The sequence below is a fragment of the Pseudomonas abietaniphila genome (genome assembly GCF_039697315.1).
GTDB classification, from domain to species: Bacteria; Pseudomonadota; Gammaproteobacteria; order Pseudomonadales; family Pseudomonadaceae; genus Aquipseudomonas; species Aquipseudomonas abietaniphila_B.
On sequence record NZ_CP155619.1, the window covers coordinates 2,796,270 to 2,809,815 of the forward strand.

Below are 13,546 nucleotides of genomic sequence, written 5' to 3' on the forward strand. Positions count from 1 at the left end.
GATGACGCCTTTCGACGCCAAGCGCCCGCTGCAGCTGAACCATCAGGGTCAGCTGCAACATTTTCTCTCGCTCGACGGTTTGCCCCGCGAACTGCTGACCGAAATCCTCGACACCGCCGACTCGTTTCTCGAAGTGGGCGCCCGAGCGGTGAAAAAAGTGCCGTTGTTGCGCGGCAAGACTGTGTGCAACGTGTTCTTCGAGAACTCGACCCGCACGCGCACCACCTTCGAACTCGCGGCGCAACGGCTGTCGGCGGACGTCATCACTCTGAACGTGTCGACCTCGTCGACCAGCAAGGGCGAAACGCTGTTCGACACACTGCGCAACCTTGAAGCCATGGCGGCCGACATGTTCGTCGTGCGTCACGGCGATTCGGGCGCGGCGCACTTCATCGCAGAGCACGTCTGCCCGCAGGTGGCGATCATCAACGGCGGCGACGGCCGTCATGCGCACCCGACGCAGGGCATGCTGGACATGCTCACGATCCGTCGCCACAAGGGCAACTTCGAGAACCTTTCGGTGGCCATCGTTGGCGACATCCTGCACTCGCGTGTGGCGCGTTCGAACATGATCGCCCTCAAGGCACTGGGCTGCCCGGACATCCGCGTGGTCGCCCCCAAAACCCTGCTGCCGATTGGCGTCGAGCAGTACGGCGTGAAGGTCTACACGGATCTGGCTGAAGGCCTGAAAGACGTCGATGTGGTGATCATGCTGCGTCTGCAACGCGAGCGCATGTCAGGCGGCCTGTTGCCGAGCGAAGGCGAGTTCTACCGCCTGTACGGGCTGACCACCGCCCGCCTGGCTGGCGCCAAGCCGGACGCCATCGTCATGCACCCCGGCCCGATCAACCGTGGCGTGGAAATCGAGTCGGCAGTGGCCGACGGCGCGCATTCGGTGATCCTCAATCAAGTGACCTATGGCATCGCCGTGCGCATGGCCGTCTTGTCCATGGCCATGAGTGGCCAAACCGCCCAACGCCAGTTCGAGCAGGAGAACGCGCAGTGAAGTTCAGCATCATCAACGCTCGCGTCATCGACCCTGTCAGCGGTCTGGATCAAGTCATCGACGTTCACCTGGAAGCCGGAAAGGTCCTGGCGCTCGGCGCGGCACCTGCCGATTTCACGCCTTCACAAATCATCGACGGCGCAGGACTGGTGGCAGCACCGGGGCTGGTCGATCTGAACGTGTCGCTGCGCGAGCCGGGCTATAGCCGCAAAGGCAGCATCGCTTCGGAAACCCGCGCGGCTGCAGCCGGTGGTGTGACCAGCCTGTGCTGCCCGCCCAGGACCAAGCCCGTCCTGGACACATCGGCGGTTGCCGAGCTGATTCTGGATCGCGCGCGCGAAGCCGGACACAGCAAAGTCTTTCCGATCGGCGCATTGAGCAAAGGCCTGGAAGGCGAGCAACTGGCTGAGCTGATCGCCCTGCGTGACGCTGGCTGCGTAGCGTTCACCAACGGCCTGGTCAATTTCAGCAGCAACCGCACCCTCTGCCGCGCGCTGGAATACGCGGCGACCTTCGACCTGACGGTGATCTTCAACTCGCAGGATTACGATCTGGCGCAAGGCGGACTGGCACACGACGGCCCGACCGCTGCCTTCCTCGGCTTGCCGGGCATCCCGGAAACCGCTGAAACCGTCGCACTGGCCCGTGACCTGCTGCTGGTCGAGCAAAGCGGCGTGCGCGCTCACTTCACCCAGCTGACCAGCGCCCGCGGTGTGGCCTTGATTGCACAGGCCCAGGCCCGTGGCCTGCCGGTGACCGCTGACGTGGCGCTGTATCAATTGATTCTCACGGACGAAGCGCTGATCGACTTCTCCAGCCTCTACCACGTGCAACCGCCGCTGCGCACACGCGCTGACCGCGATGCATTGCGCGAAGCGGTGAAGTCCGGCGTGGTCCAGGCCATCTCCAGCCACCACCAGCCACACGAACGCGACGCCAAGCTCGCACCGTTCGGCGCGACGGAGCCAGGCATCAGCAGCGTCGAGCTCCTGCTGCCGTTGGCGATGACGCTGGTCGAGGACGGCCTGCTTGACCTGCCGACGCTGCTGGCGCGACTGAGCGCAGGGCCTGCGGCGGCCTTGCGCCTGCCTGCGGGCCAATTGGCCGCTGGCGCGCCCGCGGATCTGGTGCTGTTCGACCCTGCGGCGTCTACCGTGGCGGGCGAGAAGTGGCTGTCGAAAGGCGAAAACTGCCCGTTCCTCGGCCATTGCCTGCCGGGCGCGGTGAAGTACACGTTTGTGGATGGGCGGATCAGTTACATCGGGTGACCGTTCAGCTGCCGGTCCGACACGCCTCACTCTCACAGGCAACTTCAAACCCGTGAGAGTGAGGGTGTTCTGAACCGAGCGGAAACCCTACCTCTGGGCGTTCTTCATGGAGATCTGATCATTCAGCGTCCAGAAGTCGTACAGCACGCCGAGAAACGCAAAGCCGCCCGTCAACAGGTAAAGGATGCCGGTGATCCATTTGCCCTGGTACATCCGGTGTACACCGAACACGCCCAGAAAGGTCAGCAGAATCCAGGCGACGCTGTAATCGGTGCTGCCCGCGTTGAATCGCAGGTCCGCTTCACGATCCATCGACGGGATCAAAAACAGGTCGATCAGCCAGCCAATCCCCAGCAACCCGAAGGTGAAAAACCAGATCGTCCCGGTGACTGGCTTGCCGTAATAGAACCGATGGGAACCGGTAAAGCCGACGATCCACAGCAGATAACCCATGATCTTGCTGTGGGTGTCCGGACGTTGGACGTCAGGGTAATAGGTGTTCATTGCTTACCTCTTTTCCACCGATAGAAAAAAATATGCGTAAATTTTGTGACTTTCGTATCGCTCTCCGACGTATGGCTTGAACCTCTACTGATTCGCGCAAACCCTTGTTCTGCAAGGTGATGCCTGAAGAGATGTGACAGTTTTACTGTCAAAACTGACTCCAGAGCCAGTAAATTGTTCGACAAGTGGCCTCAGAAACGGTGAAAAAGCTGTTATAAAGTTGCGCGCTGACCACTATGAGCCCTGCCTAATGCGTCCATTTTTCAAGACATGGCTAACTATTTGCCTATTTATGCCATTGGCCGCCCACGCCACCAATCGTGAGCAAGCGTTACCTTCGAGCTTTACGGGTTTTACCGCCAAATCCGAGTCATCGGAAACCGTATCGCGCAACATTGCCGCTCAACGCGCAGCAATCGCCGCCCTCGAAGAAACAGCAACCCCGCTTGAGACGTCAAGCAAGAACAGCCGAGCAACCAAGGGCAAGAAGTCCCACAGTTCTCGCAAGATTTCGCAGAACACCGTTGCCCTCGCGAATGCAGGGCAGCCGGGCACCAAGCAAAGCAGCAATGTCGTTAACCGAGCTGTAAAAGCCATCGGTACCCCTTATCGTTGGGGCGGCACCAGCCCAACCAAAGGCTTCGATTGCAGCGGCCTGGTCAAATACGCGTTCAACGACGTGAGCGAAGTGGATTTGCCGCGTACCTCCAACGCCATGGCTGAAGGCCACGGTCAGAAGGTGGATCGCAAAGACCTGAAGCCGGGCGACTTGCTGTTCTTCAACATCAAGAGCCGCAAAGTAAACCACGTCGCCATCTACCTCGGTGACGACCAGTTCGTTCACGCCCCTCGTCGCGGCAAGTCGGTGACCATCGACACGCTGAAAAAGCCGTACTGGGACAGCCACTACGTGGTTGCCAAGCGCGTGCTGCCGAAACAGGCGCCAACGCAGAAAGGCACGGTGCGGATCGCCCAGCGCTGACGGGCGCCAATCTGTAAGACGATAGAAACCTGTGGGAGCGAATTCTTTCGCGAGAGGCCGAAACAGCCGATAGAGACTCATCGGATGTACGGGCCAATCGCGAATGAATTCGCTCCCACAGTTGCTTATGGCCAGCAGTCAGAAATTATCAGGCGTCTTCGCTTTCTCACGCGCGCTTTCCCGGGTGATCAGGCCTTTGCTCACCAGATCCTTCAGGCACATGTCCAGTGTCTGCATCCCCAATGACCCACCGGTCTGAATCGAGGAGTACATCTGCGCCACCTTGTCCTCACGGATCAGGTTACGGATCGCGGAGGTGCCGATCATGATCTCGTGCGCCGCCACCCGGCCACCGCCCACTTTCTTGAGCAACGCCTGGGACACGATGGCGTGCAGTGACTCGGACAACATCGAGCGAATCATCGATTTTTCCTGAGCCGGGAACACGTCCACGATCCGGTCGATACTCTTCGCCGCCGACGTGGTGTGCAGTGTGCCGAACACCAGGTGTCCGGTTTCCGCAGCCGTCAGCGCCAGCCGAATGGTTTCCAGGTCACGCAACTCGCCCACCAGAATCACGTCCGGGTCTTCCCGCAACGCCGAACGCAACGCCTCGGAGAAGCCATGAGTGTCGCGATGGACTTCACGCTGGTTGATCAGGCTTTTCTTGGACTCGTGAACGAATTCGATCGGGTCTTCGATGGTGAGGATGTGGTGGTGTTTGTTGGCGTTCAGGTAATCGACCATCGCCGCAAGCGTCGTCGACTTGCCCGACCCGGTCGGCCCGGTCACCAGCACCAGCCCCCGAGGGACATCGGTAATTTTCCGAAACACTTCCCCCATGCCCAGCTCTTCCATGCTCAGGACCTTGGAGGGAATGGTCCGGAACACAGCACCTGCACCACGGTTCTGGTTGAACGCGTTGACCCTGAACCGCGCCACGCCCGGCACCTCGAAGGAAAAGTCCGTTTCCAGATCCTCCTCGAAGTCCTTGCGCTGCCTGTCGTTCATGATGTCGTAGATCAGCGCCTGGACTTCTTTCTGGTCCAGCGCTGGCAGGTTGATCCGCCGCACATCGCCATCGACGCGAATCATCGGTGGCAGGCCGGCAGAGAGATGTAAGTCCGACGCGCCTTGCTTGGCACTGAAGGCAAGCAGCTCGGTAATATCCATACAGCTCCTCATCACATAGAATGCCGCAGACTTTAGCCCTGCTGGCGCAAATCAATGTCCACGATAGCAGAGAACATTTCAACGCTCGCAGAGCGAATTCACAACGCCGCGCAGGCCGCCCAGCGCGACCCGGCTTCAGTGGTCCTGCTCGCCGTGAGCAAGACCAAGCCGGCAAGCGATCTGCGCGAAGCGTACGCCGCCGGGCTGCGCGACTTCGGCGAGAACTACCTGCAGGAAGCCCTCGGCAAACAGACCGAATTGAGCGACCTGCCCTTGATCTGGCATTTCATCGGCCCCATCCAGTCCAACAAGACTCGCGCAATCGCCGAGAACTTCGCCTGGGTACACTCCGTGGATCGTCTGAAAATCGCACAACGCCTGTCCGAGCAACGCCCTGCCGATCTGCCCCCGCTCAACATCTGCATTCAGGTCAATGTCAGTGGCGAAGCCAGCAAATCCGGCTGCACCCCTCAAGACCTGCCTGCGCTGGCCCAGGCAATCAGCGCCCTGCCCCATCTGAGATTGCGCGGATTGATGGCAATTCCCGAACCGACAGAAGACAGCGACGAACAGAACGCTGCTTTTGCTGCTGTACGCACTTTGCAAGATCAACTGAACCTGCCGCTGGACACCCTTTCCATGGGCATGAGCCACGACCTGGAAGCCGCCATCGCACAAGGCGCGACCTGGGTGCGGATCGGCACTGCCCTCTTCGGCGCCCGCAATTACGGGCAGCCTTAACCTTTGCCTCACAGGAAATCGTTCATGAGCAAGACCCGTATCGCGTTCATCGGCGCCGGCAACATGGCGGCCAGCTTGATTGGCGGCATGCGCGCCCAGGGCGTCGAAGCTGAATTGATCCGCGCCAGCGATCCCGGCGCAGAAACCCGCGAGCGTGTGGCCAAAGAGCACGGCATCAAAGTCGTCGCAGACAACGCTGAAGCCATCGAAGGCGCCGACGTGGTGCTGCTGGCGGTGAAACCACAGATGATGAAAACCGTCTGTGAAGCGCTCAAACCAGCCCTCAAGCCGAATCAGTTGTTGGTGTCCATTGCGGCCGGTATCACCTGCGCCAGCATGAAAGCCTGGCTGGGCGAGCAGCCTATCGTGCGCTGCATGCCGAACACCCCGGCGCTGCTGCGTCAGGGCGTAAGCGGCCTGTACGCCACCGCTGAAGTGACTCAAGCGCAACGCCAGCAAGCCGAAACCCTGTTGTCCGCGGTGGGTATCGCCCTGTGGGTCGACGAAGAGACTCACATCGACTCCGTCACCGCCGTCTCGGGCAGCGGCCCTGCGTACTTCTTCTTGCTGATCGAAGCCATGACTGCGGCGGGCGTGAAGCTGGGGTTGTCGCAAGAGGTCGCCAAACAGCTTGCCGAACAGACCGCGCTGGGCGCCGCTCGCATGGCCACCGAAAGCGATGTCGATGCCGCCGAACTGCGTCGGCGCGTGACCTCGCCGGCGGGCACCACGGAAGCCGCGATCAAATCGTTCCAGGCGGACGGTTTTGAAGCGATGGTAGAAAAGGCGCTGGGCGCTGCCGCACATCGCTCGGCCGAGATGGCCGAGCAGCTGGGCAAATAAGGAGCAATTCATGAATGCACTCACCGGCGCCACGATTTTCGTCATTCAGACGCTGATCAGCCTGTACCTGACCATCGTTCTGCTGCGCTTCGTGCTGCAACTGGTCAAAGCCAACTTCTACAACCCGCTCTGCCAGTTCGCCGTGCGCGCCACTCAGCCGCTGCTCAAGCCTATCCGCCGGATCGTGCCTAGCGTGTTCGGTCTGGACACGTCGTCTCTGCTACTGGGCATCGTGATTCAGGCGCTGTTGATGGCGTTCGTGCTGATGATGACTTACGGCACCATCGGCGACGTGCCGCATCTTTTGATGTGGTCGATCATCGGCATCACGTCGTTGCTGCTGAAAATCTTCTGGGTCGCGATGATCATCATGGTGATCGTGTCCTGGATCGCGCCTGGCACTCACAACCCGGCTGCCGAACTGGCCTACCAGATCAGCGAGCCAATTCTGGCACCGTTCCGCCGCATCATCCCCAACCTCGGCGGCCTGGACATCTCGCCGATCTTCGCTTTCCTGGCGATTCAGGTGCTGCAGTCGTACGTCATGCCTGAGCTGGCTGCCTATGCCGGTATGCCGCAGGAACTGTGGCGATTGATCTGAAACCTGGGGCGACCGAAGCCATCTTCGTCGCCCCGAATTTGCAGACGTACGCCGATCGCCTCTGCCGAAGGCGTGGGAGCGTGGCTTGTCCCGCGATCTGCTGCGCAGCGGCAGTAAAGGCTAAGAACGAGATCTTCCTGAATGATCTCGCCGCCCGGATTTAGGGGCGCTGCGCACCCCATCGCGGGACAAGCCACGCTCCTACGCAGTACGGGCAGAATCGAAAGCCCGACCGCCAGCGAATTCAGCTGTTTAGTTTGTTGCCGCTCCCCCCCGCGATCTTTAGACTTACGCCTCATTTCAGCGAGAGCAGGGTCGATGTCCACGGTCTTTCCCGAAGATTCTGTCGGTCTAGTCACGCCGCAAACGGCGCATTTCAGCGAGCCTCTGGCGCTGGCCTGCGGTCGCTCGCTGGCTGCCTATGACCTCGTCTATGAAACCTACGGTCAACTCAACGCCGCCAAAAGCAACGCGGTGCTGATCTGTCACGCCTTGTCTGGCCATCATCACGCTGCTGGCTACCACAGCGCCGACGACCGCAAGCCGGGCTGGTGGGACAGCTGCATCGGTCCTGGCAAGCCTATCGACACGAACACGTTCTTCGTCGTCAGCCTGAACAACCTGGGCGGCTGCAACGGTTCGACCGGTCCGAGCAGCATCAATCCGGAAACCGGCAAGCCGTTCGGCGCCGACTTCCCGGTGTTGACCGTCGAGGACTGGGTCCACAGCCAGGCGCGTCTGGCCGACACACTGGGCATCCAGCAATGGGCGGCCATCGTCGGCGGCAGTCTGGGCGGTATGCAGGCGCTGCAATGGACCATGACCTACCCGGACCGTGTTCGCCATTGCCTGGCCATTGCTTCGGCCCCGAAACTGTCGGCGCAGAACATCGCCTTCAACGAAGTCGCCCGACAGGCGATTCTGACCGATCCCGAATTCCACGGCGGCTCATTCCAGGAAATGGGCGTGATCCCCAAACGCGGCCTGATGCTGGCGCGCATGGTCGGGCACATCACGTATCTGTCCGATGACTCCATGGGCGAGAAATTCGGCCGTGGCCTGAAAAACGAAAACCTCAACTACGACTTCCACAGCGTCGAGTTCCAGGTCGAAAGCTACCTGCGCTATCAGGGCGAAGAATTTTCCGGCCGGTTTGACGCCAACACGTACCTGTTGATGACCAAGGCGCTGGACTACTTCGACCCGGCCGCCAACTTCAATGACGACCTGGCCGCCACCTTCGCCCACGTCACGTCCAAATTCTGCGTCATGTCGTTCACCACCGACTGGCGTTTCTCGCCCGCGCGTTCGCGCGAACTGGTGGACGCCCTGATGGCCGCGAAGAAGGACGTCTGCTACCTGGAGATCGATGCACCGCAAGGCCACGACGCCTTCCTGATGCCGATCCCGCGCTACCTGCAGGCCTTCTCCAGCTACATGAACCGAATTGCACTCTGAGGACACCATGAGAGCCGACCTGGAAATCATCCAAGACTGGATACCGGCAGGCAGCCGCGTGCTCGACCTCGGCTGCGGTGACGGCGAGTTGCTGGCCTGGCTGCAGAGCAACAAAAATGTCACGGGCTACGGCCTGGAAAACGACGCCGACAACATCGCCCGCTGCGTCGCGCGCGGCGTCAACGTCATCGAGCAAGACCTGGACAAGGGACTGGGCAACTTCGCCAGCAACAGCTTCGACGTCGTGGTCATGACCCAGGCGCTTCAAGCCGTTCATTACCCGGACAAGATCCTCGACGAAATGCTGCGCGTCGGTCGTCAGTGCATCATCACGTTCCCCAACTTCGGTCACTGGCGTTGCCGCTGGTACCTGGCAAGCAAAGGCCGGATGCCGGTGTCCGAATTCCTGCCGTACACGTGGTACAACACGCCGAACATCCACTTCTGCACCTTCGAAGACTTCGAAGAACTGTGCCGGGGTCGTTCGGCCAAGGTCATTGATCGGTTGGCCGTCGATCAGCAGCATCGACACGGTTGGGCCAGCAAGCTATGGCCTAATCTGTTGGGTGAGATCGGCATCTATCGGGTCAGCAGCCCGGGTCTGCAGGACCACCAGATCGCCGTGTGACCCCGACAATGAGGAGAATGATCATGGCTCGTCTGATCGCAATGTTCGGCCTGCTGTTTGCGCTTGCCGCGCCGGCCTCGGCCGCTGACAGTGCCAGCCTGAACCGGCAACAGCAGTTTGGCGACCTGATCATTCACTACAACGCCTTCGCGTCGGGGCTGTTGCAACCGACCATTGCAAAGGACAACGGCTTGATCCGCAGCAAGGGACAGGCCGTCATCAACGTTGCGGTTCTCAAGGGTGACAAAACCGTCACTGCCGACATCGACGGCTCAGTCGCCGATCTGACCGGACGCAAGAAAGCATTGAGCTTCAGACCGGTCAGCGAAAACGGTTCGGTCAACTACCTCGCACAGTTCGCCGTAGAGCCCGACAGCTCAGCCACTTACGTCTTCACGATCAACGTCAAAGCGGGTGATGGCGACACGCACACACTCAGCTTCAACCAGCAGATTTTCTCGGACCAATGATGAATTTCACCCAGCTCGTACTGGCCAGCCACAACGCCGGCAAACTCAAAGAACTGCAGGCCATGCTCGGTGGCAGCGTGCAACTGCGCTCGATCGGCGAGTTCAGCAGCGTCGAGCCTGAAGAGACCGGCCTGTCGTTCGTCGAGAACGCGATCCTCAAGGCCCGCAATGCGGCGCGCATTTCCGGCCTGCCGGCACTGGCCGACGATTCGGGGCTTGCCGTGGATTTTCTTGGCGGCGCGCCGGGCATTTATTCGGCGCGTTATGCCGATGGCAAAGGCGACGCGGCCAACAACGCCAAGCTGCTGGACGCCCTTAAAGACGTGCCCGAAGACCAGCGCGGTGCGCAATTCGTCTGCGTGCTGGCGCTGGTTCGCCATGCCGACGATCCATTGCCCATCCTCTGCGAAGGCCTGTGGCACGGTCGCATCCTCACCGCCGCCAGCGGCGAGCATGGCTTCGGCTACGATCCGCTGTTCTGGGTGCCTGAGCGCAATCTGTCGAGCGCCGAACTGAGCCCGGCCGACAAAAACCAGATCAGCCATCGCGCCCGTGCCATGGCCATTCTGCGTCAGCGTCTGGGTTTGCAATGACTGATGATGCCAACACCCGGCCGCTGATTCTCGGGGCGGCCGGTTTCAGCTCGGAGCAACCGCGAACCCCGCTGCCCGAACTGCCTCCACTGTCGTTGTACATCCATATTCCGTGGTGCGTGCGCAAATGCCCGTACTGCGACTTCAATTCCCACACCGCCAGCCCCGTGCTGCCGGAGCAAGAGTATGTGGATGCGCTGCTGGCCGACCTTGATCAAGACCTGCCGCACGTCTACGGTCGTGAACTGAGCACGATCTTCTTCGGGGGTGGAACGCCCAGCCTGTTCAGCGCCGACGCCCTCGGGCGGCTGCTCAAGGGCGTTGAGCAGCGCATTCGATTTGCACCCGACATCGAAATCACCTTGGAGGCGAATCCGGGCACCTTCGAGCAGGTGAAATTCAGCGCGTATCGTGGCCTGGGCATCAATCGGCTGTCGATCGGAATCCAGAGCTTTCAGGAAGCCAAGCTCAAGGCGCTCGGTCGCATCCACAACGGCGATGAAGCCGTCCGCGCTGCCGACATGGCGCGTCAGGCCGGCTTCGATAACTTCAACCTCGACCTGATGCACGGGCTGCCGGATCAATCGCAAGACGATGCCTTGGGTGATCTGCGTCAGGCCATCGCCCTCGCGCCCACGCACCTGTCCTGGTATCAGCTGACGCTTGAGCCGAACACTGTGTTCTGGAATCAGCCGCCGACGCTGCCGGAAGACGACATTCTCTGGGACATCCAGGAAGCGGGTCAGACCCTGCTCAGGGAAAACGGCTACGCGCAATACGAGGTCTCGGCCTACGCACAGTCCGGGCGCGCCGCGCGGCATAACCTGAACTACTGGAGTTTTGGGGACTTCATCGGCATCGGCGCAGGCGCTCACGGCAAGCTCAGCCATCCTGACGGACGCATCGTGCGCACCTGGAAAACACGTTTGCCCAAGGATTATCTGAACCCCGCCAAGTCGTACCAGGCCGGAGAGAAGCTGCTGGCGCTGGACGAAATGCCCTTCGAATTCCTGATGAACGCCCTGCGCCTCACAAATGGCGTCGACGCTGCATTATTTCAGCGTCGCACCGGTCTAAGCGTCGATTCGCTGGCCAGCGCGCGCCAGCAAGCCGAACAACGGGGCTTGCTGGAAGCCGATCCGGCCCGGCTGGTCGCCACTGCCCGCGGTCAATTGTTCCTCAACGACCTGCTGCAGTACTTTCTTCTTTAAGGCTTAACGCTAAGGACACTGAATGGACCTCGTACTCGACCTGCTGGCCACCGTCTCGCGTTGGAGCCGCAGCAACCTTTCGGAAATCGCACTGGCGTTGGTGGGTTGCCTGCTGATCCTGTTCGGCGCAGACATCAAAGGCTGGATCGAAGGACGCCTGAGCAGCTTTGCCGGCGCCTTGCGCGTACCGGTCATGGCATTGCTGTGCACCATCGGCAGCGGCGCGGCACTGATCTACGCCACCCCTTGGGTGGTTCGCGGATTGAGCCAGTTCAACAACTACAGCCTGGCGCCAGTGTTGTTAGTGGTGCTGGTGTTGATCGGGGTTGTCGCGGACAGAAAGTAACCGCTTCTGGCCAAAGGCCGTGGGAGCCGGCTTGCTGGCGAAGGCGTCAGGTCAGACACCATTGCAGTGAATGACAATCCGCATTCGCCAGCAAGCCGGCTCCCACAGGTTCAGCGGCGGGACCTGTTATCTAGGTTACGCCAGCTTCTCAAACTTCAAATCCCAAACGCCATGCCCGAGACGCTCGCCACGGCGTTCGAACTTGGTGATCGGACGCTCCGCAGGGCGCGGGACGCATTTTCCGTCTTCGGCCAGGTTGCGATAACCCGGGGCGACGTTCATCACTTCCAGCATGTATTCGGCGTACGGTTCCCAGTCGGTGGCCATGTGCAGAATGCCGCCCGGCTTGAGCTTGCTGCGCACCAGCGCGGCGAACTCGGCCTGAACGATACGACGCTTGTGATGGCGCGCCTTGTGCCACGGGTCCGGGAAGAACAGCATCAGGCGGTCGAGGCTGTTGTCGGCCACGCAGCGGTTGAGTACCTCAATCGCATCGCAATCGTAGACCCGCACGTTGGTCAGGCCCTGCGTCAATACGCCATTCAGCAACGCGCCGACACCCGGACGGTGCACCTCCACGCCGATGAAATCCTGATCAGGTGCAGCGGCGGCCATCTCCAGCAACGAGTGACCCATGCCAAAGCCGATTTCCAGGGTGCGCGGTGCTGAACGACCGAACACCGCATCGAAATCCACCGGTGCATCGGCCAGTGGCAGCACGAACAGCGGCTTGCCCTGGTCCAGACCACGCTGTTGGCCTTCGGTCATACGACCGGCGCGCATCACGAAGCTTTTGATGCGCCGATGATGGCTGTCATCGCCCTGCTCTTTACCGTCTTCGTCGTTCATCACTTCGTCGTTCATCACTTCGTCGTCCGGAAGTGCATCGGGCTTTTGCGAATCAATCATCAACAGGCTCTTACTTGATCAGACCATCCAGCGGCGAGGACGCGCTGGCATAGAGTTTCTTCGGCATACGGCCAGCGAGGTAAGCCATGCGGCCTGCCAGGATGGCGTGTTTCATGGCTTCGGCCATCAGCACCGGCTGCCCGGCGTGGGCGATGGCCGAGTTCATCAGCACCGCTTCGCAGCCCAGCTCCATCGCGATGGTGGCGTCAGAAGCCGTCCCGACACCGGCATCGACCAGCACCGGAACTTTCGATTCTTCGAGGATGATCTGCAGGTTGTACGGATTGCAGATCCCCAGGCCAGTACCGATCAGGCCTGCCAGCGGCATGACCGCGCAGCAGCCGATTTCCGCCAGTTGGCGAGCGATGATCGGGTCATCGCTGGTGTAGACCATCACGTCGAAGCCGTCCTTGACCAGCGTTTCAGCGGCCTTGAGGGTTTCGATCACGTTGGGGAACAGGGTCTTCTGGTCGGCCAGGACTTCCAGCTTGACCAGATTGTGACCGTCGAGCAGCTCACGGGCCAGACGGCAGGTGCGTACGGCCTCGATAGCGTCGTAGCAACCGGCAGTGTTCGGCAGGATGGTGTAGCGGTCCGGCGGCAGCACGTCGAGCAGGTTCGGTTCGCCCGGGTTCTGGCCCAGGTTGGTCCGGCGCACGGCGACGGTGACGATCTCGGCGCCCGAGGCTTCAATCGCCAGACGGGTTTCTTCCATATCCTTGTACTTGCCAGTGCCGACCAACAGGCGCGACTGGAAAGTACGACCCGCCACTGTAAACGGCTTGTCGCTACGAACATTGCTCATCGGAAATC

At 60.8% G+C, this 13,546-nt stretch carries 16 protein-coding genes; 12 read left to right on the forward strand and 4 right to left on the reverse strand.

All coding sequences use genetic code 11. The annotated features are described in order from the left end of the window. The first annotated feature begins 1 nt into the window (after nt 1). Nucleotides 2-1,006, forward strand: a complete 1,005-nt coding sequence (locus tag ABDX87_RS12430) for an aspartate carbamoyltransferase catalytic subunit (protein WP_346833113.1) — start codon at nt 2-4, stop codon at nt 1,004-1,006. Then, the gene (locus tag ABDX87_RS12435) at nt 1,003-2,274 is read left to right on the forward strand and encodes a dihydroorotase (RefSeq protein ID WP_346833114.1); all 1,272 of its coding nucleotides are present in this window, start codon (nt 1,003-1,005) and stop codon (nt 2,272-2,274) included. Before ABDX87_RS12430 ends, ABDX87_RS12435 begins: the two co-directional genes overlap by 4 nt. 87 nt (nt 2,275-2,361) lie before the next feature. Here the strand turns inward: ABDX87_RS12435 and ABDX87_RS12440 are convergent, their stop codons facing one another. Beyond that, entirely contained in the window at nt 2,362-2,778 is a 417-nt protein-coding gene (locus tag ABDX87_RS12440) for a TM2 domain-containing protein (protein WP_346833115.1), read from the reverse strand. Nucleotides 2,779-3,028: 250 nt separating this feature from the next. On the opposite strand from ABDX87_RS12440, the gene ABDX87_RS12445 reads away from it, so the two are divergent. Next, a complete protein-coding gene (locus ABDX87_RS12445) occupies nt 3,029-3,760 on the forward strand; it encodes a C40 family peptidase (RefSeq protein WP_346833497.1) in 732 nt (243 codons plus the stop codon). A gap of 138 nt (nt 3,761-3,898) precedes the next feature. Here ABDX87_RS12445 and ABDX87_RS12450 read toward each other — a convergent pair whose 3' ends face one another. Next, entirely contained in the window at nt 3,899-4,933 is a 1,035-nt protein-coding gene (locus ABDX87_RS12450; protein ID WP_346833116.1) for a type IV pilus twitching motility protein PilT, read from the reverse strand. A 54-nt stretch (nt 4,934-4,987) separates the two neighbouring features. Here ABDX87_RS12450 and ABDX87_RS12455 point away from each other — a divergent pair, with 54 nt between their 5' ends. The 9 genes from ABDX87_RS12455 to ABDX87_RS12495 all read left to right on the forward strand — a co-directional run bounded on the left by ABDX87_RS12455 (nt 4,988) and on the right by ABDX87_RS12495 (nt 11,824). After that, on the forward strand, nt 4,988-5,674 hold the full coding sequence (locus ABDX87_RS12455; protein ID WP_346833117.1) for a YggS family pyridoxal phosphate-dependent enzyme: 687 nt from the start codon (nt 4,988-4,990) through the stop codon (nt 5,672-5,674). A gap of 24 nt (nt 5,675-5,698) precedes the next feature. After that, nucleotides 5,699-6,517 carry a pyrroline-5-carboxylate reductase gene (gene proC / locus ABDX87_RS12460; RefSeq protein WP_346833118.1) on the forward strand — a complete coding sequence of 273 codons (819 nt, stop codon included), beginning with the start codon at nt 5,699-5,701 and terminating at the stop codon, nt 6,515-6,517. 10 nt (nt 6,518-6,527) lie between these two features. Continuing rightward, entirely contained in the window at nt 6,528-7,118 is a 591-nt protein-coding gene (locus ABDX87_RS12465; RefSeq protein ID WP_346833119.1) for a YggT family protein, read from the forward strand. A 318-nt stretch (nt 7,119-7,436) separates the two neighbouring features. Next, nucleotides 7,437-8,576: a homoserine O-succinyltransferase MetX gene (gene metX / locus ABDX87_RS12470; RefSeq protein WP_346833120.1), complete on the forward strand. Its 1,140-nt coding sequence runs from the start codon at nt 7,437-7,439 to the stop codon at nt 8,574-8,576. A 7-nt stretch (nt 8,577-8,583) separates the two neighbouring features. Further along, nucleotides 8,584-9,204, forward strand: coding sequence for a methionine biosynthesis protein MetW (metW, locus tag ABDX87_RS12475; protein WP_062385481.1), 621 nt, complete (start codon nt 8,584-8,586; stop codon nt 9,202-9,204). Between the two features lie 23 nt (nt 9,205-9,227). Beyond that, nucleotides 9,228-9,674, forward strand: coding sequence for a DUF4426 domain-containing protein (locus ABDX87_RS12480; protein WP_346833121.1), 447 nt, complete (start codon nt 9,228-9,230; stop codon nt 9,672-9,674). Then, on the forward strand, nt 9,671-10,267 hold the full coding sequence (rdgB, locus tag ABDX87_RS12485) for an RdgB/HAM1 family non-canonical purine NTP pyrophosphatase (protein ID WP_346833122.1): 597 nt from the start codon (nt 9,671-9,673) through the stop codon (nt 10,265-10,267). The genes ABDX87_RS12480 and rdgB overlap by 4 nt, the downstream gene beginning before the upstream one ends. Beyond that, entirely contained in the window at nt 10,264-11,478 is a 1,215-nt protein-coding gene (hemW, locus tag ABDX87_RS12490; protein ID WP_346833123.1) for a radical SAM family heme chaperone HemW, read from the forward strand. The genes rdgB and hemW overlap by 4 nt, the downstream gene beginning before the upstream one ends. Nucleotides 11,479-11,500: 22 nt before the next feature. Continuing rightward, the gene (locus tag ABDX87_RS12495; RefSeq protein WP_062385487.1) at nt 11,501-11,824 is read left to right on the forward strand and encodes a DUF3392 domain-containing protein; all 324 of its coding nucleotides are present in this window, start codon (nt 11,501-11,503) and stop codon (nt 11,822-11,824) included. 135 nt (nt 11,825-11,959) lie between these two features. Here the strand turns inward: ABDX87_RS12495 and trmB are convergent, their stop codons facing one another. Both trmB and ABDX87_RS12505 read right to left on the reverse strand, forming a co-directional pair. Next, entirely contained in the window at nt 11,960-12,673 is a 714-nt protein-coding gene (gene trmB / locus ABDX87_RS12500) for a tRNA (guanosine(46)-N7)-methyltransferase TrmB (RefSeq protein ID WP_346833498.1), read from the reverse strand. A 70-nt stretch (nt 12,674-12,743) separates the two neighbouring features. Next, nucleotides 12,744-13,538: a thiazole synthase gene (locus ABDX87_RS12505; protein WP_074752391.1), complete on the reverse strand. Its 795-nt coding sequence runs from the start codon at nt 13,536-13,538 to the stop codon at nt 12,744-12,746. Nucleotides 13,539-13,546 lie beyond the last annotated feature (8 nt).